Genomic DNA, 20,330 nt, shown 5'->3' with positions numbered 1-20,330 from the left:
TCTAGCATGATAGACTATCTCTGATGGCTTTATTAGATGTAAGCGGCCTAACGATGGCCTACGCGGATAAAAAATTATATACAGATGCGGAATTCACGCTGGAAAAAGGGGAACATGTCGGGATTGTCGGACAGAATGGGGCCGGTAAATCGACGCTAATCCGCATTCTGACGGGCGCAGTTTTACCAATTGCCGGCCGGATCGAGTGGAAGAACAACATTCAGATCGGGTATTTGGATCAGTACGCAGATATTCCTTCAGGCATGTCTCTGATCGATTTTTTGCATACGGCCTATAACGATTTATATGCCAAAGAAAAGAAAATGACGGATTTGTACAGCAAATACGCTGAAACGGTCGACGACCATCTGCTGGAACGGGCAACACGCTTTCAAAATGAATTGGATGCAGCTGACTTTTACTCGATCGACAATAATGTCGAGCAGGTCATTACAGGCCTTGGGCTGGATGCGATCGGTCGTGATCATATTATTTCCGAAATGTCCGGCGGACAGCGTGCCAAAATCATTCTGGCAAAACTGCTTCTGGAATCTAACGATGTGATTATTTTAGATGAGCCGACCAACTATTTGGATGTGTCGCACATCAAATGGCTGGAAGGCTATATTCAAAATTACGAAGGCGCGGCTTTGATTATCAGCCATGACTTTGATTTTTTGAACAATGTTGCTAACGTCATTTTGGATGTCTCTTTTAATACACTGACCAAATATCGCGGTAATTTTGACCAGGCGATGCGGCAAAAGACTGAAAAAGCCGAACAGCAGCTGCGTGCTTATAACAAACAGCAGGAAGTGATTAAAAAGACCAAGACCTTTATCCAAAAGAACAAAGCGCGTGCTTCAACGACGGGCCGGGCCAAATCACGTGAAAAAATGCTGGCGCATATGGATATTATTTCAGCACCCCAGACCAATCCCAAAGCAACATTCACTTTCCCTTATGTCGATTCTCAATCTACGGATGCTTTAAAAGCCGAGAGGCTGGTTGTCGGCTATGATCCAAGCAAACCCGTCTTAAATCCTGTGACCTTTAGTATGTCGGCGGGTGATAAAGTTGTCTTCACAGGATTCAACGGCGCCGGAAAATCGACCTTGATTAAGACCTTATTAGGAATTCTGCCGCCGATTTCAGGTAAGTCTAAGTTTTCGCCTTCAGCCAAGACGAATTATTTTGATCAGGATTTAATCTGGGATGACGATAAAAAGACGCCTTTGCAGATCATGCAGGCCGCCTATCCCTTAGAAGCACAGCGTCAATTGCGCCAGCGTTTGGGAGCGGCCGGTATTAATGCTGACAATGCGACTAAACAGATGCGCCTTTTGTCCGGTGGTGAGCAGACGAAAGTCAAATTAGCCTTGATGGAATTGACACCGTCTAATTTCCTGATTTTAGATGAGCCGACCAACCATTTGGATGAGACGACTAAAATTGCTTTAAAAAAAGCCATTCAGCGTTACGATGGCAGTCTGATTCTTGTAACACATGAGAAGAGTTTTTACGATGGCTGGATTGATAAAGTTCTAGACATCGCGTCTATGTCGAAGATGGAACAGGGTACTGAGGAATAACAGCTGCCTGTTTTTTGAAAACCGTTTGTAGAAAAAATTGTCTGTTCACATTGAAAATCTGCTTTTAGCTGGTAATATTTTAATCAATATGGCAAACGAAAATCGCGTGATCGTAATTACAGGAGCCTCTGGAGCCGGCAAGACTTCAGTGGCTCGATATTTGTGGGTTAAATACGGGGTGCCGCGTGTGATTACCCACACGACCCGCGAACCAAGAGAAGGCGAAATTGATGGTGTTGATTATTATTTTGAGACAGCGCAGACTTGGAACGATAATCATTTTATCGAGGAAATCAGTTATTCCGGCCATCGTTATGGCTCGTCATACGAAGGCTTGGAACGTGCGTGGCGTAAATCTAGGCAATCCAATCATCCGGGTATTATCAGTCTCGTGGTTGACACGATCGGAGCCATCACATATAGACAGACGATTAAAGAACAGGCAGTGATCTGGTTTGTCACGGTCAGTGATGTGACTGGCCTGCAAAAACGCTTAATTGCGCGCGGGGATGACCCCAAACACGTGCTTGAAAGAACCAGCTCCTCAGACTTCGAACGAGATATGCACATTCCTGACGAACTCGCACAAGACGCAACGATGATTGTCAACGATGATTGGCAGCTGACTCAAAAAACAGTTGATCAGGTTATTAACCGTTTTATGACAGACCAAGTCGTTTAAACACTACGGCTTTTTTTATACTGATTTTTCACAAATTTAACTTTAATTTTATTTTTGTGGATAATGATGAGAGCATGAAAAAAGATTTTCACGGTTTACGTATTTTTGCGATCGGCTTATTGAGCGCCATCGTGGGCGCTGTCATTGTATTGACGCTGTTCTATCAATTTTATCTGCTGCCGGCATCTGACAGGACTCAAACAAATTCTGCAAAACAAGCCGGCATCACAAGAACTGTGAATTTAAGCAATAATCACAGCTCGACTGCCACTCAAGCTTATCAACGAGTCAGAAATGCTGTAGTAACAGTTGAAAACTATCAGCGTCCCTCGGCTCAGGCTAATGATTATTTTTCCCAGTGGTTTGGCGGTTTTGGCGGATCCAGCAGTTCCTCTGATTCTTCCAGCGACCAGCCACAACTGGCAGCTGAAGGTACTGGCCTGGTTTATGAAAAGGATGGCAGTGATGCTTATGTTGTGACAAATAATCATGTCGTGGCCGGTGCTGATGAAATTGAATTATTGTTCCGTAATGGGCGCAGAATCAAGGCCAGCCTAGTCGGACGGAATGTCAGTCATGATATTGCTGTGCTGCGCATTTCGTCAGCAAATGTGACGCAAACGGGCAAATTTGCCGATTCCAGCAGTGTTGTACCTGGCCAGCAGGTTCTAGCGCTAGGCTCTCCTTTAGGGTCGGATTACGCGAACTCATTAACTTCGGGAATCGTTTCAGCCAATGATCGGCAGATTAATGACGATCCGGTTCGTTTGACGGCCATCCAAACGGATGTTGCACTTAATCCCGGAAATTCCGGCGGCCCTTTGATTAATATGGCTGGTGGTGTCATTGGTATTAACTCCATGAAAATTTCTTCAAGCAGTGATGGCAGCAACAGCGTCGAAGGAATGAGTTTTTCCATCCCGTCCAATACAGTTGTTTCGACTATTCGTGAAATTGTGAAGGCTGCGGGGAACAATTAAGAGGCGAACAAAATCTAAATTTTGTTTTAAGCTATGGGCTGCCTTTGTGAACAGAAATCAGTTGATTTTTTCTGTTAAGGCGACCTTTTTTACGGAATTCAGCGTGGGCCATCTTTTTATAGTGAAAAACTTGACAAGTGGAAAAGCCTTGCCTAAGGCATTCACAGCAGGTCATGTAATATGTTTGTAACAATGTAAAGCAACCTTAAAAAAGTATTAATTCTAATGTCAAGAAAGCCACCTATTCTAAAGGACGTGCTTTAGAAATCCTTATAGATTTTTAGAAAAAAGAAACTTTGCACGTTGGAGAGAATAGATGACTACGAAAACTGTTAAAAATGTACTTTTGGTCTCAACTGGGGCAGCGGCTGCTTTAGCGGTTGGTGCCGTTTCGGCTAACGCTGATACAGTCACAGTCAAGCAAGGAGACAGCGTTTGGAAACTGGCTCAAGAGTATAAGACGACCACGGCCGACATCATCAAAGCAAACGGCTTGGAAAATCCTAATCTGATCTTGACCGGCAAAACTCTGAATATTCCTGACAGTGCGACGCCTGCCGCTCCGGCAGCCGCAGCTTCTGCCGCAACTTCAACTGCCGCAACAAGTGTTTCACCCAAGAATGCTGATGGTACAGTTACTGTTGCTGCGGGCGACACGCTTTATGGTATCGCCACCCGTTATAACGTCTCTGTCTCTACTCTGATTGCAAACAACAATGGATCCACGTTTATCACTAGCGGCCAAAAATTGTCTTTGACTGCCGCACCTGTCAGCGCCGCACCAGCAGCTAAGGCCCCAGCCGCACCGGCGGCAAGTCAGGCACCTGTAAGTCAGGCACCCGCAAGTCAAGCGCCAGCTGCTCCCGCTAGTGCTGCTGCACCAGCAGCCAAAGCAACCGCAGCGCCAGCTGCACCTGTTGCTGTCAAAAAAGCAGTGACTCCTAGTTATTCAACTGCTGCATCGACTACTAATACATATTATTATGGCCAGTGCACTTGGTACGTGAAGAACATGCTTAGCTGGGTACCAAATATGCTTGGCAATGCTAATCAGTGGGCATCATCAGCTGCTGCGCAAGGTTTCCGTGTTGATCACTCTCCTGCAATCGGTTCGGTTGTTGTCTTCCAAGGCGGCCAAGCTGGTGCCAGCGCTGCTTATGGCCATGTGGCTGTTGTGACAGCTGTTTATGGTGATTCAATCCGTATTAAAGAAGGCAATGCCGGTGGCAACGCGATTAGTACAAGAACTGTTGCTTCCGCATCTAGTTACCAATACATTCATGCCAAGTAAGTTCCTGTTTCAAAAAAATTTTAGGCTCCGGCCTTTTTTTTTACGGTAAATTAGAGATATGCAATATCGCAATTTTTTGACAATCAAAAATCATTGGATTTTCTCGCCGAATACTTCCATTGGCGAGGTTAGTCAGTATTTTACTGACTTTAGGACTTTTCAGTTTAAAGGCCGTTTTATTTCGGACGACTTAATTGCTCAGATAGCCGCTGCTGAAAAGAATTTTTCCTCTGTCCAATCTGCCTTGGATGGTTTGACGGATATTTTTATCAATCACATGCTTCCGGTTGACCAGTGGGCCTACAGTCGCGATCAATATTCGGACAATGAGGCTCTTTTTGCAGTCAACATTGGCATTATTCCCTTCGAAAATCCTGATGGTCAGCGTGGCGAGAATTTGAGTTATACTTTCCAAATTTTTCGCAACCAATCGATTTTGGATCTCGTCAAACACGGGCGTTGGCTTGATGATGAGGTGAGCGGTTTTGAAGAACTGAATTATTATTTTGCCAGAACAAGCGATCTATTAAAATTTCGTGATTTCCAGACTGGCTTGGCAGGTCAGCCATCAGCCGTCTTTAAACAGGTTCAGCCCTTTATTGACGAACTAAATAATCAGGAATTGGTCGTTCGAAGGATCGAGGCTGAACGATCACCCAGTTTCCTAGCCGTAAATTTGACACCTGATTTTGATAATTGGGAGAGTTCAGGCGCCGCACAATTGGACAAGGTAAACGCTTTTGATGTCCAAAGCAAAATCAGCGGTTTGTTCCCTCATGTTTCCGATGCCGAAATTGCCGAATTAAAGCATAAGGCCGATATTTTTAAAAATCTGCAGCGGATTAGACGCGAGGATACTGTTTTCGGGCCTGATGTGTATCAGCCCGTACGCAAGTCACCAACTGCAATTCCAAAAAAATATCAAACTCGAGAAATTATCTCAGTAAAAAGGACACTAGCCAATGCTGTATCTTTGCTGAATATTCCTTTTGTCTGGGGCGGAAATGATCAAAAAGGATTGGATATACCGGGTTTTGTTGCATATTTGCGCTTGATTTCTGGTCTTAGCGACATTGGAGACAAAGTGTATGTCCAGGCTGCTAGTCTGCGCCAAGCCGGAAGGCGAGAAAAGAATTACGCCCAATCTTTGCCTGGAGACCTGCTTTTTTGGGGGAGAAAGGGCGCTGAGTTCAGCGTGGCTATGTACATTGGCGGTGGCCAATCGATCGGTTTAAAAGGCCCGAATAGTCGGGTTCAGATACAAGCAGTCACAGGATCGCCTGTCGCATTTGAGGGTATTTACTAATATGACAGCAGATTTTTGGGATCACATTCAGACAAATGCAAAGAAATCTGGTGAGCCTTTTTTTAGTCTGGCACCAATGGAGGCTGTCACAGATAGCGTTTTTCGTCAAGTGGTCGCAAAGGCGGCCGCGCCGGACGTTTTTAATACGGAATTCACAAATGCGTTAAGTATTACACACCCGAAAGCCAAATTTTCTGTGATGGGCCGGCTGCATGTTTCACCTAATGAACAGCAGCGGCCGGTTGTCCAACTATGGGGCGACCAGCCTGAAGCATTTGCAAGGGCTGCTGAAACGGTCAAAAATCAAGGTTTTAAGGCAATTGATTTGAATATGGGTTGTCCCGATTCAACCGTCGTTAAAAACGGCGGTGGTTCGGATTTAATCCGTCATATGCAGACGGCTGCCGATGTGATCGCTGCTAGCAAAATGGCAGGGCTGCCGGTTTCTGTGAAGACGCGATTAGGATTTTCTCGTGTGGACGAAATGAATGATTGGCTGCCTTGGCTTTTACGGCAGGATGTTAGAGTCCTAACTGTTCATTTACGTACGCGAAAGGAAATGAGCAAGGTCCCGGCACATTTTGAGCTGATTGATCAGATCGTCAAGATGCGAGACAAAATTGCACCGCAGACAATGCTGCAGATAAACGGCGATATCAAGACACGGCGGCAAGGCATCGAATTGGCTGAGCAGCATCCTGGGTTGGATGGAATTATGATTGGCCGCGGTATTTTTGAAAATCCTTACTGTTTTGAAAAGACACCCCAGCAACATTCCCTAGGGGAGCTCTTGGATCTTTTTGAATTTCAGTTAGATTTATATGACCAATATGTTGCTGAGGTTGGGCCGAAACGTTTTGAAGCCTTGCGACGTTTCTTCAAAATTTATGTTCGTGGGCTGGCTGAGGCCGCAAAGTATCGGGACCGCTTGGTCAACACACATAGTTCTGATGAGGCCCGTGCGATTATCACCGAACTGCGTGAACGAGCCTGCAGCCTCAGCTGAATGTTGTGATATAGAACAAAAATGGCTGAGCCCTTTGGCGGATGTTTTATAATCTTAAATAATTGAGGCAGATCAAGATGCTGAACTTTTTTGGAAGACCAAGGAATATTACCGAACAAATCAGGCACCGTAAAATCAGCTGGTTGGAACTATTCTACGATTTAATTTTTTCGGTTGTTTTGGAAAGGCTGACCAGCGGATTAGTGGCAGATTTTTCATGGCCGCGTTTTTTCAATGCTAGTGTCTTGTTTTTCTGGTTCTTTTGGAGCTGGCATGAGACCTCGGGCTATTTTGATAACCACGGCAATGACAGCATCCTGAATGTTTTGATTATTAATGTTCAACTGATTTTGGCAGGTATTGCTGCCTTGTTTATTCCTGATGCGATTGCTGGCAATTATACAAATATCTTAATTGCTTTTGTGCCGATGGAATTGCTGCTGATTGCGGTTTGGTACATTATCGGCCATTTTGATCCGACACATGGGCCGGCATCGCGTGCCTGGGCGACAGTCTACAGCTTTGCTCTGCTTTTGCTGCTTATTGGCCTATTTGCACCAACAGCTGGTAAGTTTGTGATCATTTTAGCCACGCTGCTGATCAATTATCTGGTTGTTTTTTTCGCAAATCCGCGTTTGAGACGAGAATATGAAAACACGCATATGCCTTTTGTTTTGAAGGATTCGCTGATTGAGCGGTACGGCCTGATGACGATGATCGCTTTAGGCGAAGTGATTGTTGGCCTTTATGAAGCTATTGGTCATCCGGTGACAATGCTTGGCCTAACAGAGTTTATTATGAGCATTGTTCTCGTCGCTTTGGTGACAGCTGTCTATTACCAGGTGATTGGTGAATTGCATGTACAGATGGCCTCCTCGATTCAGGTTATGGCTGTACGCTGGCTTTTTTTGCTGGATATCTATGCGGTAATGCTTTTTGGTGTTTTTCTCATTTTTGTCTTGGAGAAAGATCAGCTTGCACAAAGGCTCTGGCTGTCATTTTTGCTGTTTGCAAGCCTTTTTGTGATGTGGTTGATTCAGAGGATCACTTCGCACGATAAACAGGCAAGGGGTACAAATAAACCCTTATTTTTCATGTTTGAGTTTGCTGCTATGCTGACTGTGGCTTTTCTGCATAAAAGTTGGATGATTCTGTGCCTAGACCTGATTATGCTGCTTGTCATTTTGCATTATCGTTATATCCAACCGGTCAAAGCTGAAAATTAGTACATAAAAACCCGCTCATAACCTGTGAGCGGGTTTTTATTTAATTATTAACTTCGAGCAGTTTGCTGAGAAATTCCTGTGCCCGCGGATTTTGCGGGTGAGAGAAAAATTCATCGGGCTTAGCGTCTTCGGCAATCTTACCCTGATCTAAAAACCAGACGCGATCAGCAACTTTTTTGGCAAATCCCATTTCATGCGTGACAACAACCATTGTCATACCTTCAGCTGCTAAATCCTGCATGACTTTCAATACTTCGCCGACCATTTCTGGATCCAGCGCTGAGGTTGGTTCATCAAAGAGCATCACATCCGGGTTCATCGCAAGTGCTCTTGCAATGGCGACACGCTGTGCCTGCCCGCCTGATAAGGAACTGGGGAAGGCATCGATTTTTTCTGTCAGACCGACTTTTTCCAATAATTCCTGAGCTTTTGCCCGCGCTTGAGAAGCCGGGATCAAACCTAATTTAACTGGTGCTAAGGTAATATTGCGTTCAACATTTAAGTGTGGAAAGAGGTTGAATGATTGAAACACCATCCCCATTTTACGGCGGACAGCGTCCAATTCTTTATCCTTTAAAGTTGTTAGATCCTGACCTTCAAACAACACAGATCCCGAAGTCGGCGTATCCAGCATGTTCAGGTCACGGATTAAAGTTGATTTTCCGGTTCCGGAAGGGCCGATCAAAGTCACTACTTCAGAACGGTTGATTTTCGCATTAATATGATCCAAAACAAGTGATTTGCCGAATTTCTTGGTTAGCCCCTTTAATTCGATAATCGTATCTTCAGTCATGTTTCATCTTCCTTTCAAAATGTTTCATGATTCTAGATAGGCTGAAAGTGAGTATGAAATAAATAGCAGCTGCAATAATTAAAGGTGTTACGCCGTTAAAAGTAGTTGCTCGCATGTTATTTATTTGGTACATGATATCAGGCGCACCGATAATCAGGACAATTGACGACTCTTTGATCAGGGCGACGAATTCATTTCCCAGTGCCGGCCAAATATTTTTCAAAGCCTGCGGAATGACAACAAAACGCATTGTTGTTCTCTGCGAAAGGCCTAATGATCTTGCTGCCTCGGTCTGACCGATATTAACCGAATTAAATCCACCGCGAATAGCTTCTGAAACATAAGCTGATGAATTAATCGAAACGGCAATAATGCCGGCCGGAATTGTGGCAATATTTGGCTGAATATGGATACCTGTGACCGATAGAATGGCACCCAAGATCAAAGGCAGCGAAAAGTACACGAATTCCAACTGTACAATCATCGGCGTGCCTCTAAGAATTTCGACATAAGTACCGGCAACTGCCCGGATTGTCTTATGATGCGACATATGCATGAGTGCAATGATCAAACCTAAAATCGAGCCGATAATAACTGACGCGATAGAAATAACCAGCGTCACTTCTAAACCGGATAAAATCTCGTCTCTAAAGCGCCAAGCCAGCGTGTTGGATAAAAAATTCATCACTTACTTTGCCTTACCTAATTGCTTGCCAGCTTGTGCGATCCATTTTGGAAATACTTTTTGCTTGTTAACTTTTTTGATAATTTTGTTAATATGCGCAACCAGTGTTTGCTGATGCTTTGGGATCACAACCTGCATGCCTTCTTCGTTCTGCACACCTTTAGGATAGCTTGCGTAAACGTACTTCAAACCCGATACACTGTGTGCATAAGCCTGGCCGACACCGCCTGATAAAGCAACGGCGTCAATTTTATTAGTCTGCAAAGCCAAAATTAAATCGTTGTTGGACTGCATCTGCACGAAATGAGCAGCTGAGAGTTTATTTTTCGCCAATGAGCTTTTGATCAGACTTTCCTGACGTGCTGAGGTTTGAACGCCAACTCTTTTACCAGCTAAGTTTTTATAAGACTTAATTTTCTTGGCTTCAGATTTGTTGATGACAAGAGTCTCTTTCGCTGTGTAATATGGAATTGAAAAATCTACTTGTTTTTTTCTTTCCGGCGTTGAACCCATGCCGGCAATTAAGACATCAACTCTGCCGGATTTTTGAGCCACGAGTAGAGAATCAAAAGACATATTTTTGATTTCTAGTTTGACGCCCAGACCCTTAGCCAACCTTTTAGCCAAACTCATATCGGCACCTGCTGGCGTCTGCTTGCCATTCTTTTGTGCTAAAAATTCATACGGCGGGAAATCAGCAGACGTACCAACAATCAATTTTCCTCGGGTTTTGATCTTCGAATACAGCACATCCTGTTTATTTCCCGCCGCTTGAACTTGACTTCCAGCTGTCGCAAAAATACCAGTAACTGCAATCGCCGACACTAAACCGCTAAAAAACTTGCTTACTAATTTTTTCATTTTAAAACTTTCTCCTAAATAATTAAATCTTCACACTAAAATAAGTGAATTGCACACTATAATAAAGACCATGATTGCAGATGTCAAGGGTTTCAATGGACTTTCGCTGGCTTTTATCGGCGATGCCGTTGATGAACTGAAAATTAGAACTTATTTACTTTCCACGGGATTAACAAAAGTGAACGATCTTCAAAAACGATCCAAGGAATTTGTTGCTGCCAAAGCACATGCCAAGCTTTACTTTTTATTAGAAGAAGAACACATTTTAACTGAAGAAGAGACCGAGATTTATAAACGCGGGCGCAATTCGCATCCGCATACGAAGGCCAAAAATACTGATTTTGCTACCTATCAGATTTCGACGGGTGTTGAAGCTGTTTTGGGTTACTTGTATTTAAAAAATGATCAAAAGCGTTTGGATCAGATCATTAATTGGATGATAGAGAAAGTAGAAAGCGGGCAGACACGTGGCTAAAGAAGTTGTATACGGGATTCATGCCGCCATCGAGGCGCTGGATAACAATAAAAGCGTCAGCCGTATTTATTTAAGCGATTCTCTGGCAAAAAATCGTGTTTTGGAGATTGAAAAGAAGGCTGTTATTGGTCATCAGCCGATTGTTAAAGTTGATAACCGACGTTTGGACGAATTGACCGATCATGGCAACCACCAAGGTGTGGCAGTTGAAATAGAAGCCTACAGTTACGTGTCATTGCCAGAAATTCTAGCCAAAAAAACTGATCACGACCCTTTTTTGGTTATTTTAGATGAGATCGAAGATCCGCAGAATTTAGGTTCGATTTTACGAACGGCTGATGCAGCAGGCATTGATGGGATCATTATTCCGAAAAGACGTGCCGTCCAATTGACGCAAACAGTTGCTAAAATCTCAACCGGAGCAATTGAGCACGTCCCAGTTGCCCGCGTGGCCAACATCAATAATGCTATTGACAGTTTAAAAGATGCGGGCTTTTGGATTTTCGGCACGGATATGAAAGGTCAGGACTATACCCAATGGAATGCTAAAGGACCAGTCGCATTGGTCATCGGCAATGAAGGACGCGGCATTTCGCCGCAGACTAAAAAGAAAGTTGATCAAATGCTGACGATTCCAATGGTCGGGCACGTGCAGTCGCTGAATGCCGGCGTTGCTGCCGCATTATTAATCTATCAAGGCTTTAATAGCCGCCGCATTGGGTCTTAATGTAATCTATTAAAATTTTATTATTTTAATACTTTGTTCTCAGCTGAGCGGTTTTTTCTGTTGAAAAAAGCCACCGCCCCCGAGTGCCCTTTAATTATTAGTAAAACATTATTCACGATAATTCCTGAAAATACGAACATATATTCGCTTATCCTAATCGATCGTGTAAGCTAAGCTGACTTTAAATTTTGGAAGAGGTTAAGTTGATGCGGATAGAAAAGGCACTGAATAAAATTAGTCAAGGGGATGAGACGGGTTATGAACACATTATTTTGGTCACTAAGGGATTAGTCAGAAAAATTTATTATCATTATTTAAGCAATGTTTTGGAGCTGGATGATTGGGAAAGTGAGTGTTTGACGGTTCTCATGCACGCAGTGCGTCGTTACCATACAAATGGGAACTGCAAATTTACCACCTATTATTACGCTGCACTGCAGCATAAAGCTATGGATCTGCTGCGTAAAAGTTATTCTAAAAAGGAACAGAACCGTCGCCAGAATGTGTCCTTAGAAGAACTGGCCTTTAACGGATATGATCCGGTAGATCACGGTTGGAATCAGGCGCAGACAAAAATGGATTTTGAGGATGCGATCAGTCAAACTGATTTTCGGGCTGGCGACAAAGAATCGCTTGCCATTAAAGAACTGTTTGGTGATTTAAAACAGGCGCAAATTGTTCAAAAGCAGGTCAAAGCACACTCGCTGGATTATCGGAAAAAGCGTGTGACCAGAGATATTTACGCACATTTTTATGGTTTAGGCGAATAATGGACATAAGCAGATGGAAAAAATCTGTTAGAATGAACTTAACTATGATTCGCTATATTAAAGGTACAATTGCAGAAATGAAAAAAGTGACTTGGCTGAATGGCAGTGAGACCAGTCGGGACACAAGCTATGTGATCTTCAGTGCGATTTTTTTTGCCGGCTTTCTTGGAATTGTTGATTATTTAGTCGGACTTGGCGTTCGCTTGTTGATGAATCGATAAAAATCAGTTAAAATTGTTATTAAAGAGACCAAGGGCGACCGAGGTTTTTTATTTTGATTAAAAAGAGGCAATAATGGTTGAACAAGAATTACAAAAGGATTGGTACGTGGTTCATACCTATTCTGGTTACGAAAATCGTGTCAAACTAAACTTAGAGCAGCGTCGTGAATCAATGGGCATGACTGATTTCATTTTTCAGGTCATTGTGCCGGAAAACGAAACGATTAAGACTGGGCCTAATGGTGAATTGAAAAAGGTTGTCGAAAACGATTTCCCTGGTTATGTGCTGGTTGAAATGGTGATGACAGACCAATCTTGGTATGTTGTCCGTAACACGCCTGGTGTGACTGGATTCTTGGGTTCTCATGGACAAGGATCAAAGCCAAACCCTGTAACGAAAGATGAGATTGACCGGATCATGCACCGCATGGGCCTGATCGAACGCAAAGTTGATGATCTGAATGTTGAAGTCGGCGAGACGGTTTCAATTGTTGGTGGTGCCATGAATGGTATGGAAGGCAAAGTAACAGCGATTGACCGCGAAAAACAAGAGGTCAAAGTATTGGTTGACATGTTTGGCCGAGAAACTGAAACTGAAGTTCCTTTCAACGATATTGATAAGATTTATTGAGTGTATAATTTATCAGGTAACCGTTTGCCTGAAATAGATTTCCAAGCTGAGAAATGGTTTCGCAACTCATTTTTCGGCTTTTTTTATTGAGCATAATTCGGGCAGCTTCTTACATTGGAGGATAGATATGGACTACATGATTGGTGTGGACCTTGGAACAACTAGTACAAAATCAGTCCTTTTTGATCTCAAAGGGCATGTGATCGCCTCTGCTAATAATGGGTATCCCCTTTACAGAGACGAGCCTGATATGGCTGAAGAAGATCCAGTCGAGATTTTCGAAGCTTTGATTGATTCTTTGACCGATGTTGTGCGCAAGGCCGAATTAAAACAAGGTGATCAAGTGTTGGGCGTTTCCTTTAGCTCTGCGATGCATTCTTTAATTGCTTTTGATAAAGATTGGCAGCCCTTGACGCGTGTGATTACTTGGGCCGATGGCCGAGCGGTTAAATATGCCGAACAGCTGAAAAAAGATGGTACTGGGCAGGAAATTTACAGCAAGACCGGTACGCCGATTCATCCCATGGCACCTTTAAGCAAATTGCTATGGCTGAAAAACGAGCGGCCTGATATTTATAAAAAAGCTGCTCATTATTTAGGCATTAAGGAATATATTTTTCACCGTTTATTCAACGCGAATAAAATGGATATTTCCATCGCGTCAGGTACTGGATTGTTTAACATTTTCAAACTGCAGTGGGATCAGCAGGCCTTGGCATTAACCGGCTTGTCGGTCGATCAATTGCCAAAACCAGTTGAACCCTACGAAATTGAACGCGGCATGATTTCTGAATATGCAAAAGTGATCGGTATTCCGGTGCAGATGCCTTTTATATATGGTGCCGGTGATGGGCCTTTGTCTAATTTGGGTGTTAATGCTATTCAACCAGGTGTGGCAGCCGTGACCATTGGGACTTCCGGTGCGATTCGTGTTGTGACAGATAAACCGAAAATTGATCCAAAAGGGCGGACATTCACTTATGCTTTGGATCGTGATCATTGGGTTGTCGGCGGGCCTGTCAACAATGGCGGAGATGTGTTTCGCTGGGCAAGAGATAATTTGTTTGATGCTGAAAAATCAACAGCTGCCTTACTGGGCATTGACTCTTATGACTTGTTGACAAAGATTGCTTCTAAAGTGCCGGCTGGTGCTGACGGTCTGCTCTTTCATCCTTATTTGAGTGGTGAACGTGCACCGATTTGGGATGCTAACGCGAGAGGCTCTTTCTTCGGCCTGACACATTACCACACGCGTGCACATATGGTGCGTGCCGTTCTGGAAGGGATTATTTTCAATATTTATATGGTAGCTTTGGCGCTGGAAGAAGTCGTCGGCGATTTGAAATCGGTTCAGGCGACTGGCGGCTTTGCCCGTTCAGCTTTGTGGCGTCAGATGCTGGCAGATATTTTCGAACAGTCTGTCACTGTACCGCAAGCCTTTGAATCCGGCGCTTTGGCTGCCACGGTTATTGGTCAGAAAGCTTTAGGCCTGACTGATAAGATTGAAAACATCGCCGGCATGGTTGGCGAAGCAAAAACCTATGAGCCGAATCCGGATAATTATCAGGTCTATCGTGAATTGACGCCGATCTTTATCCGTTTGAGCCGGCAATTGCAGACTGAATATGAGAACATCGCTAATTTTCAGCGTGAGCATGTTCACATTAAGATGACTGAAGAATAAAAAAGTATTTGAGCATAAAAAGGATTTGACGGAGGAAGTTTATGTTATCACTGGCAGCTATTACAGTTGACCCGAAAACCGGCTTTTATGATTGGCAGATGGGCGGGTTGAATGTTTGGCCATTTTTAATCTTGGTTTTGGGCATTATTTTATTGTTAACTTTGATTTTGAAGTTTAAAATCAACACATTTGTCACTTTGATTGTTGTCTCGATTGTTGTTGCATTCGCTTTAGGCATGAATCCAGCTGGTATTGCCGATGCGATTAAAAATGGTATTGGCGGCACATTAGGAGAACTGGTTGTCGTCTTCGGCTTTGGATCGATGATCGGCCGTTTGGTATCTGATTCAGGTGGTTCTTATCGAATTGCCAAAACACTGATTGCCATGTTTGGCAGAAAACGCCTGCAGTGGGCGGTTGCCTTTGCCTCCTTCATTATTGGTATTTCTTTGCTATTTGAAGTCGGCTTGGTTGTTTTGATTCCGATTGTCTTTACAATTGCTTTGGAAGCTGGCGTGCCTTTGCTTTATTTAGGCATTCCAATGGCGACAGCTTTGTCGGCTGCTCAAGGATTCTTGCCACCGCAGCCTGCACCAACAGCGGTGACGAATGTGCTTGGTGCCAACATGGGGATGGTCTTAATCTACGGTATCTTAGTTGCTATTCCGGCAATGATTGTGGCCGGCCCATTATTTACACATGTCGCACAAAAGTATTTGCCCAAAGCCTTCAAAATTACGAAACATTTGGATGCCTTAGGAACTGTCAAAGAGTTTAAATTAGAAGAAACACCTTCTTTTGGGCTTTCAATTCTGACTTCTTTGATGGCTGTTATCTTTATGGTTGTGACAACTATTATTACGATGATTGTCAATGGCGGCAAGCAAGTATACGGTGGCGTGATCGGCGATACAGCTTGGAAAGCCATGACTAGTGCTGCACAAAATGGTTATCTGCTTCATCCGACTGATTTTCAGAAAATCGTCGCTTTTCTTGGTAATCCTCTGATTGCGATGGTCATTGCGCTGCTGTTTGCCATGTGGTCAATGGGCCGTCACCAAAAGCGTTCTATTAAGGAAGTTAACGCAACGCTATCTGATGCGATCAAGTCAATCGCTAATTTATTAATGGTTATTGGCGGCGGCGCAGCTTTTAAGGGCGTCTTGACTTCCGGCGGTATTTCGACGGCGATTGCTCAGGCATTTGCCCATTCATCAATGTCGCCAATTCTGTTTGCTTGGCTGGTAGCTGTGATCATCCGTGTTTCGGTGGGCTCAGCGACAGTTGCGGGGATGACATCTGCTGGTATTGTGGCTCCGATCGTGGCTGCACAGACAGCGATCAATCCAGCTTTTGTGGTTCTGGCTATCGGTGCCGGTTCTTTGGCTGCAAGTCATGTCAATGATGCGGGTTTTTGGATGTTTAAAGAGTTCTTTGACTTGGATGTCAAAGAGACATTGAAGACTTGGACCGTTTTGGAAACACTGATTTCAGTGGTCGGGCTGCTGATGGTCTTATTGCTGGCAGCAATTTTCCATTAAATGATTGATAAAATCAGCGGAAGAGCGTATAGTCATAACTGCATGTTTGTAGGCAATCATGTGCGGGAGTGGCGTCACGGCTACGTATCACCGCTAGATTACGAGAGGAGACATTATCGTGGCAAAAAATGTCGTAAAAATTGTTAAATTACAAATTCCAGCCGCCAAAGCAACCCCAGCACCACCTGTTGGACCAGCTCTAGGCCAGGCCGGTGTAAATATCGGGCAGTTCACTAAGGACTTCAACGCTCAGACTAAGGATCAAGCGGGTTCAATCATCCCAGTTGTCATTTCTGTTTATGACGATCGTTCTTTCACCTTTGTTTTGAAGACACCTCCTGCATCGGACTTGCTCCGTAAGGCAGCAAAAGTTGATAAGGGTTCTGGACAACCAAATACGTTAAAGGTTGCTAATGTGACCTCAGCTCAGATCGAAGAAATTGCAAAGATTAAGCTGCCTGATTTGAACGCAGCCAGTGTCGAAGCTGCTGTGAAAGTTGTTAGTGGAACTGCTCGTTCTATGGGCTTTTTGATTGATGGCAAGTCATTGGATGATGGTGCTGCACGCTTGGCTACCGGTGCTGAAATTGCCGAAGCCGAAGCCGAAGCCGAAGCTGAAGGTGCTGCTGCTGAAGCTGGTATCGTACCTAAGAAAGATGATGATGACGCTGACGCTACTGACGCGCCTGCAGAAGGGAGTGCCGAATAATGACTAAAAAACACAGTAAAAAGTATTTAGCCGCCGTCGAAAAAGTTGACGCAAGCAAGAAATATTCTTTGGCTGATGCCACAGCACTCGTTAAAGAGATTGCTTTTACAAAGTTCGATTCCAATGTTGAAGTTGTCTTTGACTTGAATGTTGATACGACTAAAGCTGATCAGCAGCTGCGTGGTGCCATTGTGCTGCCTAACGGTTCTGGCAATGATAAAAAAGTTGCTGTCTTTGCTGAAGGCGATAAGGCTAAGGAAGCTTCTGATGCCGGTGCTGATTTCGTTGGCACAGACGAATTGGTCGAGAAGGTCAAGGCTGGCTGGACTGACTTCGATGTTGCGATTGCAACACCGGATCAAATGGCTAAAGTCGGCCGTGTCGGCCGTGCTTTAGGACCAAAAGGCTTGATGCCTAATCCTAAAGAAGGAACTGTGACGCTGGACGTTGCTAAGGCAGTTAAAGATGCCAAGGGCGGCCAAGTCACATACCGGACCGACAAAAATGGTAACGTTGCCGTACCAGTTGGTAAAGTTTCATTTGATGCTGAAAAATTGGCACAGAACGTTAAGACTGTTTCTTCCACTGTTCTCTCGGCTCGTCCAAGTACAGTTAAAGGCACTTATGTCCTGAGTGCACACTTGGCTTCTACAATGGGCCCTGGTATTGCCCTTGATGTTGCATCACTATAACGAATAAAACGACTTGAGAAATCAGGTCGTTTTGTATATACTCATATAAGTAAATATCGTTTTTACCTAAGACGTCGGTTGCTGCAAAGCGTAATTCCTGCCGAGGAAAGCTAATTTTTCCATGGCCGCGTCTAGTACGCGGTTTTCTTATGTATAGAACTATTTACGGAAAGGATATCTCATGAGCGAAAAAGCGATTGCGATTAAAGCCCAAAAAGTTGACGAAGTCGCTGATCTGTTTGCAAATTCAGTTTCAGCTGTCGTTGCCAACGTTCGTGGCCTGACTGTCGCACAGGCTGATGATTTGCGTTCTCAGCTTCGTGATGAAGGTGTCTCCCTGAAGGTTATCAAGAACAAAATTTTGACTCGTGCTGCTGAAAAAGCCGGCTATAAAGAGTTGAGTGATGTCTTTAATGGCCCTTCGGCGGTTGCCTTTTCTAAAGAAGACGTTGTCGCACCTGCCCGTATTTTGAAAAAGTTCAGCAAGACTGCTGATGCTTTGGAATTAAAAGGTGGTGTGATCGGCGGTAAAGTCGCAGATCTCGACACAATTAATCGTTACGCAGCATTGCCTTCCAAAGAGACTTTGCTTCAGCAATTGCTTGCTGAATTCCAGTCACCACTCCGCAGCTTTATGTATGCGGTTAAAGCGGTTGCTGAAAAGCGTGAAGCTGATGGCGAGACTGCCTAAGCTGGCGATAACGCAGCAAATTAATAGTTATTAGACTATTAACTTTTTTAACGATCGAAAATAAATAAGACGCAGATTTGTATCTGCACGTTGGAGGAAAAACATGGCATTTGATAAAGATGCAATTATCGCTTCTTTGAAAGAAGCTTCAATCCTCGATTTGGCCGACTTAGTTAAGGCTATCGAAGATGAATTTGGTGTTTCAGCTGCTGCTCCAGTTGCAGCTGGTGCAGGTGCTGGCGAAGAAGCCGCAGCTAAGGATTCGTTTGACGTTGAATTAACCGAACCTGGCCAAGCTAAGATTGGTGTTATCAAGGCCGTTCGTGATGCTACTGGCCTTGGTTTGAAAGAGTCTAAAGACTTAGTTGATGGTGCACCATCAGTTATCAAGTCAGCATTGAGCGAAAGCGATGCTAACGACTTGAAAGCTAAGTTGGAAGCTGCTGGCGCAACTGTTACTCTTAAGTAATCAGCTGAAGTTTGATTCAAAACGATTCGAAATTTCCTGTTTGGAGTTCGGATCGTTTTTTATTTTGTCCTAAAAGATATGGCTGCATTTATTCACTTTTCTTTTCAGGATATAATAGAGACAGTCAAGCCGGCGTTGCATCAGACCTTATGAACAGGCGGCCGAAAGATTTTTAAATTTAAATATGACAGATAAAAACGAACAATATTTTACAGCTGAACCTAGTTCCCAGCATGATTATCAGGAAATTTCCTTTGATTTCTCAGGCAAGACCCTTTTTTTCAAAACAGATGCCGGTGTTTTTTCGAAAAATCGCATTGATTACGGTACGCGGGTACTGCTGGATTGTGTAGCCGATCATTATTCGGAAATACGATCGGGGTCTATCTTAGATTTGGGCTGCGGTTACGGCGTTGTTGGTGTTGCGCTGAAATCGCTGGATCCAAGGCGCGAGTTGACCATGACAGATATTAATCTGCGCTCATTGGCGCTGGCAAAAGAGAATTTACAGCGAAATCAGTTGGATGCTGAAGTGCTGCAATCAAATATTTATGATGGCCTGAATGGCGAGTTTGCAGCCATCGTCGTCAATCCGCCTATTCGTGCCGGCAAACAAGTCGTCACGAAAATGCTGACAGAGGCTAGGGAACATTTGTCTTCCGGCGGTATGATTTTTGCTGTTTTGCAAAAAAAGCAGGGCGCGCCTTCAGCTGAAAAAAATTTGATGGCCGCCTTTGGCAATGTTGAAATCTTAAAACGCGATAAGGGATACTATGTCTTACGATCAACCAAGCAATGAATATTTCATGCAGCAGGCTTTAAACGAAGCCAAACAGGCTTTTTTGGAAGGCGAGGTGCCAATCGGTGCAGTCCTAGTTAAGGATGGCCAACTGCTTGTTTCTGATCATAATCGCAAAGAACAGTTAGGCAGTGCGACGGCTCACGCAGAAAAACTTGTGATCGAGCGTGCAAATAAGCTGGTTGGTAATTGGCGGTTGACCGGCTGTCAGCTGTTTGTCACGATTGAACCTTGTGTGATGTGTTGCGGTGCCATTATTCAAAGCCGTTTGCCGGAACTTTTTTACGGCGCCAAAGACCCTAAATTTGGTGCCGTGGCCTCTTTGTATCGCGTCTTAGAGGATAGCCGAGCTAATCATTTTGTCAGTGTCCAAGGCGGTCTGATGGCTGATGAGGCGGCTTCTTTAATGCAGGATTTTTTTAGAAAACTTCGTGAAAACTGATTTTTTTACAAATATCGCATCTAACTAACTCTTGGATAGATATACAATGATCACAGA

22 protein-coding genes and 1 pseudogene are annotated in these 20,330 nt (G+C 44.0%); 20 read left to right on the top strand and 3 right to left on the bottom strand.

The features are described 5' to 3' along the window. The first annotated feature begins 23 nt into the window (after nt 1-23). From ABF487_RS00315 to ABF487_RS00285, 7 genes are all read left to right on the top strand, one after another. The gene (locus ABF487_RS00315; protein ID WP_415625799.1) at nt 24-1,592 is read left to right on the top strand and encodes an ABC-F family ATP-binding cassette domain-containing protein; all 1,569 of its coding nucleotides are present in this window, start codon (nt 24-26) and stop codon (nt 1,590-1,592) included. 88 nt (nt 1,593-1,680) lie between these two features. Beyond that, nucleotides 1,681-2,274: a guanylate kinase gene (locus tag ABF487_RS00310; protein WP_415624762.1), complete on the top strand. Its 594-nt coding sequence runs from the start codon at nt 1,681-1,683 to the stop codon at nt 2,272-2,274. 74 nt (nt 2,275-2,348) lie between these two features. Then, nucleotides 2,349-3,254 (top strand): S1C family serine protease, encoded by a 906-nt coding sequence (locus ABF487_RS00305; protein ID WP_415634168.1) that lies wholly within the window; start codon nt 2,349-2,351, stop codon nt 3,252-3,254. A gap of 316 nt (nt 3,255-3,570) precedes the next feature. Further along, nucleotides 3,571-4,545, top strand: coding sequence for a LysM peptidoglycan-binding domain-containing protein (locus tag ABF487_RS00300; RefSeq protein WP_415634167.1), 975 nt, complete (start codon nt 3,571-3,573; stop codon nt 4,543-4,545). A 58-nt stretch (nt 4,546-4,603) separates the two neighbouring features. Continuing rightward, on the top strand, nt 4,604-5,851 hold the full coding sequence (locus ABF487_RS00295; protein WP_007747266.1) for an NlpC/P60 family protein: 1,248 nt from the start codon (nt 4,604-4,606) through the stop codon (nt 5,849-5,851). 1 nt (nt 5,852) lies between these two features. Beyond that, a complete protein-coding gene (locus ABF487_RS00290) occupies nt 5,853-6,857 on the top strand; it encodes a tRNA dihydrouridine synthase (RefSeq protein ID WP_415634166.1) in 1,005 nt (334 codons plus the stop codon). 77 nt (nt 6,858-6,934) lie between these two features. Continuing rightward, complete coding sequence (locus ABF487_RS00285; protein WP_415634165.1) at nt 6,935-8,083, top strand: low temperature requirement protein A; 1,149 nt, start codon at nt 6,935-6,937, stop codon at nt 8,081-8,083. 40 nt (nt 8,084-8,123) lie between these two features. On the opposite strand, the gene ABF487_RS00280 is transcribed toward ABF487_RS00285, so the two are convergent. The 3 genes from ABF487_RS00280 to ABF487_RS00270 are packed head-to-tail and all read right to left on the bottom strand — an operon-like array spanning nt 8,124 to nt 10,422. After that, nucleotides 8,124-8,876, bottom strand: coding sequence for an amino acid ABC transporter ATP-binding protein (locus ABF487_RS00280; protein ID WP_007747260.1), 753 nt, complete (start codon nt 8,874-8,876; stop codon nt 8,124-8,126). Further along, complete coding sequence (locus tag ABF487_RS00275) at nt 8,869-9,561, bottom strand: amino acid ABC transporter permease (protein WP_007747258.1); 693 nt, start codon at nt 9,559-9,561, stop codon at nt 8,869-8,871. The genes ABF487_RS00280 and ABF487_RS00275 overlap by 8 nt, the downstream gene beginning before the upstream one ends. A 3-nt stretch (nt 9,562-9,564) precedes the next feature. Beyond that, a complete protein-coding gene (locus tag ABF487_RS00270) occupies nt 9,565-10,422 on the bottom strand; it encodes a transporter substrate-binding domain-containing protein (RefSeq protein ID WP_415624767.1) in 858 nt (285 codons plus the stop codon). Nucleotides 10,423-10,492: 70 nt separating this feature from the next. On the opposite strand from ABF487_RS00270, the gene ABF487_RS00265 reads away from it, so the two are divergent. The 13 genes and pseudogenes from ABF487_RS00265 (at nt 10,493) to ABF487_RS00205 (ending at nt 20,273) form a co-directional block, all read left to right on the top strand. Then, nucleotides 10,493-10,897, top strand: a complete 405-nt coding sequence (locus ABF487_RS00265; RefSeq protein WP_263779677.1) for a Mini-ribonuclease 3 — start codon at nt 10,493-10,495, stop codon at nt 10,895-10,897. After that, nucleotides 10,890-11,624 carry a 23S rRNA (guanosine(2251)-2'-O)-methyltransferase RlmB gene (rlmB, locus tag ABF487_RS00260; RefSeq protein WP_415624768.1) on the top strand — a complete coding sequence of 245 codons (735 nt, stop codon included), beginning with the start codon at nt 10,890-10,892 and terminating at the stop codon, nt 11,622-11,624. The genes ABF487_RS00265 and rlmB overlap by 8 nt, the downstream gene beginning before the upstream one ends. 206 nt (nt 11,625-11,830) lie before the next feature. Beyond that, the gene (locus ABF487_RS00255) at nt 11,831-12,394 is read left to right on the top strand and encodes a sigma factor (RefSeq protein ID WP_007747251.1); all 564 of its coding nucleotides are present in this window, start codon (nt 11,831-11,833) and stop codon (nt 12,392-12,394) included. A 44-nt stretch (nt 12,395-12,438) separates the two neighbouring features. Next, the gene (gene secE / locus ABF487_RS00250; protein WP_007747249.1) at nt 12,439-12,615 is read left to right on the top strand and encodes a preprotein translocase subunit SecE; all 177 of its coding nucleotides are present in this window, start codon (nt 12,439-12,441) and stop codon (nt 12,613-12,615) included. A gap of 73 nt (nt 12,616-12,688) precedes the next feature. Next, on the top strand, nt 12,689-13,246 hold the full coding sequence (nusG, locus tag ABF487_RS00245; RefSeq protein WP_007747240.1) for a transcription termination/antitermination protein NusG: 558 nt from the start codon (nt 12,689-12,691) through the stop codon (nt 13,244-13,246). Between the two features lie 127 nt (nt 13,247-13,373). After that, nucleotides 13,374-14,930, top strand: coding sequence for a gluconokinase (gene gntK / locus ABF487_RS00240; RefSeq protein ID WP_415634164.1), 1,557 nt, complete (start codon nt 13,374-13,376; stop codon nt 14,928-14,930). Nucleotides 14,931-14,971: 41 nt separating this feature from the next. Then, on the top strand, nt 14,972-16,471 hold the full coding sequence (locus tag ABF487_RS00235; protein WP_415634163.1) for a gluconate:H+ symporter: 1,500 nt from the start codon (nt 14,972-14,974) through the stop codon (nt 16,469-16,471). A gap of 118 nt (nt 16,472-16,589) precedes the next feature. Then, nucleotides 16,590-17,009: pseudogene (gene rplK, locus ABF487_RS00230) on the top strand (50S ribosomal protein L11); the annotation flags it as partial. 170 nt (nt 17,010-17,179) lie between these two features. Next, nucleotides 17,180-17,872: a 50S ribosomal protein L1 gene (gene rplA / locus ABF487_RS00225; protein ID WP_007747223.1), complete on the top strand. Its 693-nt coding sequence runs from the start codon at nt 17,180-17,182 to the stop codon at nt 17,870-17,872. 181 nt (nt 17,873-18,053) lie between these two features. Continuing rightward, nucleotides 18,054-18,563, top strand: coding sequence for a 50S ribosomal protein L10 (rplJ, locus tag ABF487_RS00220; RefSeq protein WP_415634162.1), 510 nt, complete (start codon nt 18,054-18,056; stop codon nt 18,561-18,563). A gap of 103 nt (nt 18,564-18,666) precedes the next feature. Beyond that, nucleotides 18,667-19,032, top strand: coding sequence for a 50S ribosomal protein L7/L12 (rplL, locus tag ABF487_RS00215; RefSeq protein ID WP_007747220.1), 366 nt, complete (start codon nt 18,667-18,669; stop codon nt 19,030-19,032). A gap of 184 nt (nt 19,033-19,216) precedes the next feature. Then, entirely contained in the window at nt 19,217-19,831 is a 615-nt protein-coding gene (locus tag ABF487_RS00210) for a class I SAM-dependent methyltransferase (RefSeq protein WP_415634161.1), read from the top strand. Further along, entirely contained in the window at nt 19,806-20,273 is a 468-nt protein-coding gene (locus ABF487_RS00205) for a nucleoside deaminase (protein WP_263779683.1), read from the top strand. The genes ABF487_RS00210 and ABF487_RS00205 overlap by 26 nt, the downstream gene beginning before the upstream one ends. Nucleotides 20,274-20,330 lie beyond the last annotated feature (57 nt).

This window comes from Oenococcus sp. (assembly GCF_047725585.1).
GTDB lineage: Bacteria > Bacillota > Bacilli > Lactobacillales > Lactobacillaceae > Oenococcus > Oenococcus kitaharae_A.
Note: the sequence above shows the minus strand (reverse complement) of the source record. Positions and strands in the feature narration are given on the sequence as shown.

Excerpts from the sequence above, each read along its gene's own strand:
- ABF487_RS00305 (WP_415634168.1), top strand. The coding sequence starts at position 2,349 with ATGAAAAAAGATTTTCACGGTTTACGTATTTTTGCGATCGGCTTATTG.
- ABF487_RS00270 (WP_415624767.1), bottom strand. The coding sequence starts at position 10,422 with ATGAAAAAATTAGTAAGCAAGTTTTTTAGCGGTTTAGTGTCGGCGATT.
- secE (WP_007747249.1), top strand. The coding sequence starts at position 12,439 with ATGATTCGCTATATTAAAGGTACAATTGCAGAAATGAAAAAAGTGACT.
- rplA (WP_007747223.1), top strand. The coding sequence starts at position 17,180 with ATGACTAAAAAACACAGTAAAAAGTATTTAGCCGCCGTCGAAAAAGTT.
- ABF487_RS00310 (WP_415624762.1), top strand. The coding sequence starts at position 1,681 with ATGGCAAACGAAAATCGCGTGATCGTAATTACAGGAGCCTCTGGAGCC.
- ABF487_RS00295 (WP_007747266.1), top strand. The coding sequence starts at position 4,604 with ATGCAATATCGCAATTTTTTGACAATCAAAAATCATTGGATTTTCTCG.
- rplJ (WP_415634162.1), top strand. The coding sequence starts at position 18,054 with ATGAGCGAAAAAGCGATTGCGATTAAAGCCCAAAAAGTTGACGAAGTC.
- ABF487_RS00265 (WP_263779677.1), top strand. The coding sequence starts at position 10,493 with ATGATTGCAGATGTCAAGGGTTTCAATGGACTTTCGCTGGCTTTTATC.
- ABF487_RS00275 (WP_007747258.1), bottom strand. The coding sequence starts at position 9,561 with ATGAATTTTTTATCCAACACGCTGGCTTGGCGCTTTAGAGACGAGATT.
- nusG (WP_007747240.1), top strand. The coding sequence starts at position 12,689 with ATGGTTGAACAAGAATTACAAAAGGATTGGTACGTGGTTCATACCTAT.
- gntK (WP_415634164.1), top strand. The coding sequence starts at position 13,374 with ATGGACTACATGATTGGTGTGGACCTTGGAACAACTAGTACAAAATCA.
- ABF487_RS00255 (WP_007747251.1), top strand. The coding sequence starts at position 11,831 with ATGCGGATAGAAAAGGCACTGAATAAAATTAGTCAAGGGGATGAGACG.
- rplL (WP_007747220.1), top strand. The coding sequence starts at position 18,667 with ATGGCATTTGATAAAGATGCAATTATCGCTTCTTTGAAAGAAGCTTCA.
- ABF487_RS00205 (WP_263779683.1), top strand. The coding sequence starts at position 19,806 with ATGTCTTACGATCAACCAAGCAATGAATATTTCATGCAGCAGGCTTTA.
- ABF487_RS00300 (WP_415634167.1), top strand. The coding sequence starts at position 3,571 with ATGACTACGAAAACTGTTAAAAATGTACTTTTGGTCTCAACTGGGGCA.
- ABF487_RS00280 (WP_007747260.1), bottom strand. The coding sequence starts at position 8,876 with ATGACTGAAGATACGATTATCGAATTAAAGGGGCTAACCAAGAAATTC.
- ABF487_RS00290 (WP_415634166.1), top strand. The coding sequence starts at position 5,853 with ATGACAGCAGATTTTTGGGATCACATTCAGACAAATGCAAAGAAATCT.
- ABF487_RS00315 (WP_415625799.1), top strand. The coding sequence starts at position 24 with ATGGCTTTATTAGATGTAAGCGGCCTAACGATGGCCTACGCGGATAAA.
- ABF487_RS00285 (WP_415634165.1), top strand. The coding sequence starts at position 6,935 with ATGCTGAACTTTTTTGGAAGACCAAGGAATATTACCGAACAAATCAGG.
- ABF487_RS00210 (WP_415634161.1), top strand. The coding sequence starts at position 19,217 with ATGACAGATAAAAACGAACAATATTTTACAGCTGAACCTAGTTCCCAG.
- ABF487_RS00235 (WP_415634163.1), top strand. The coding sequence starts at position 14,972 with ATGTTATCACTGGCAGCTATTACAGTTGACCCGAAAACCGGCTTTTAT.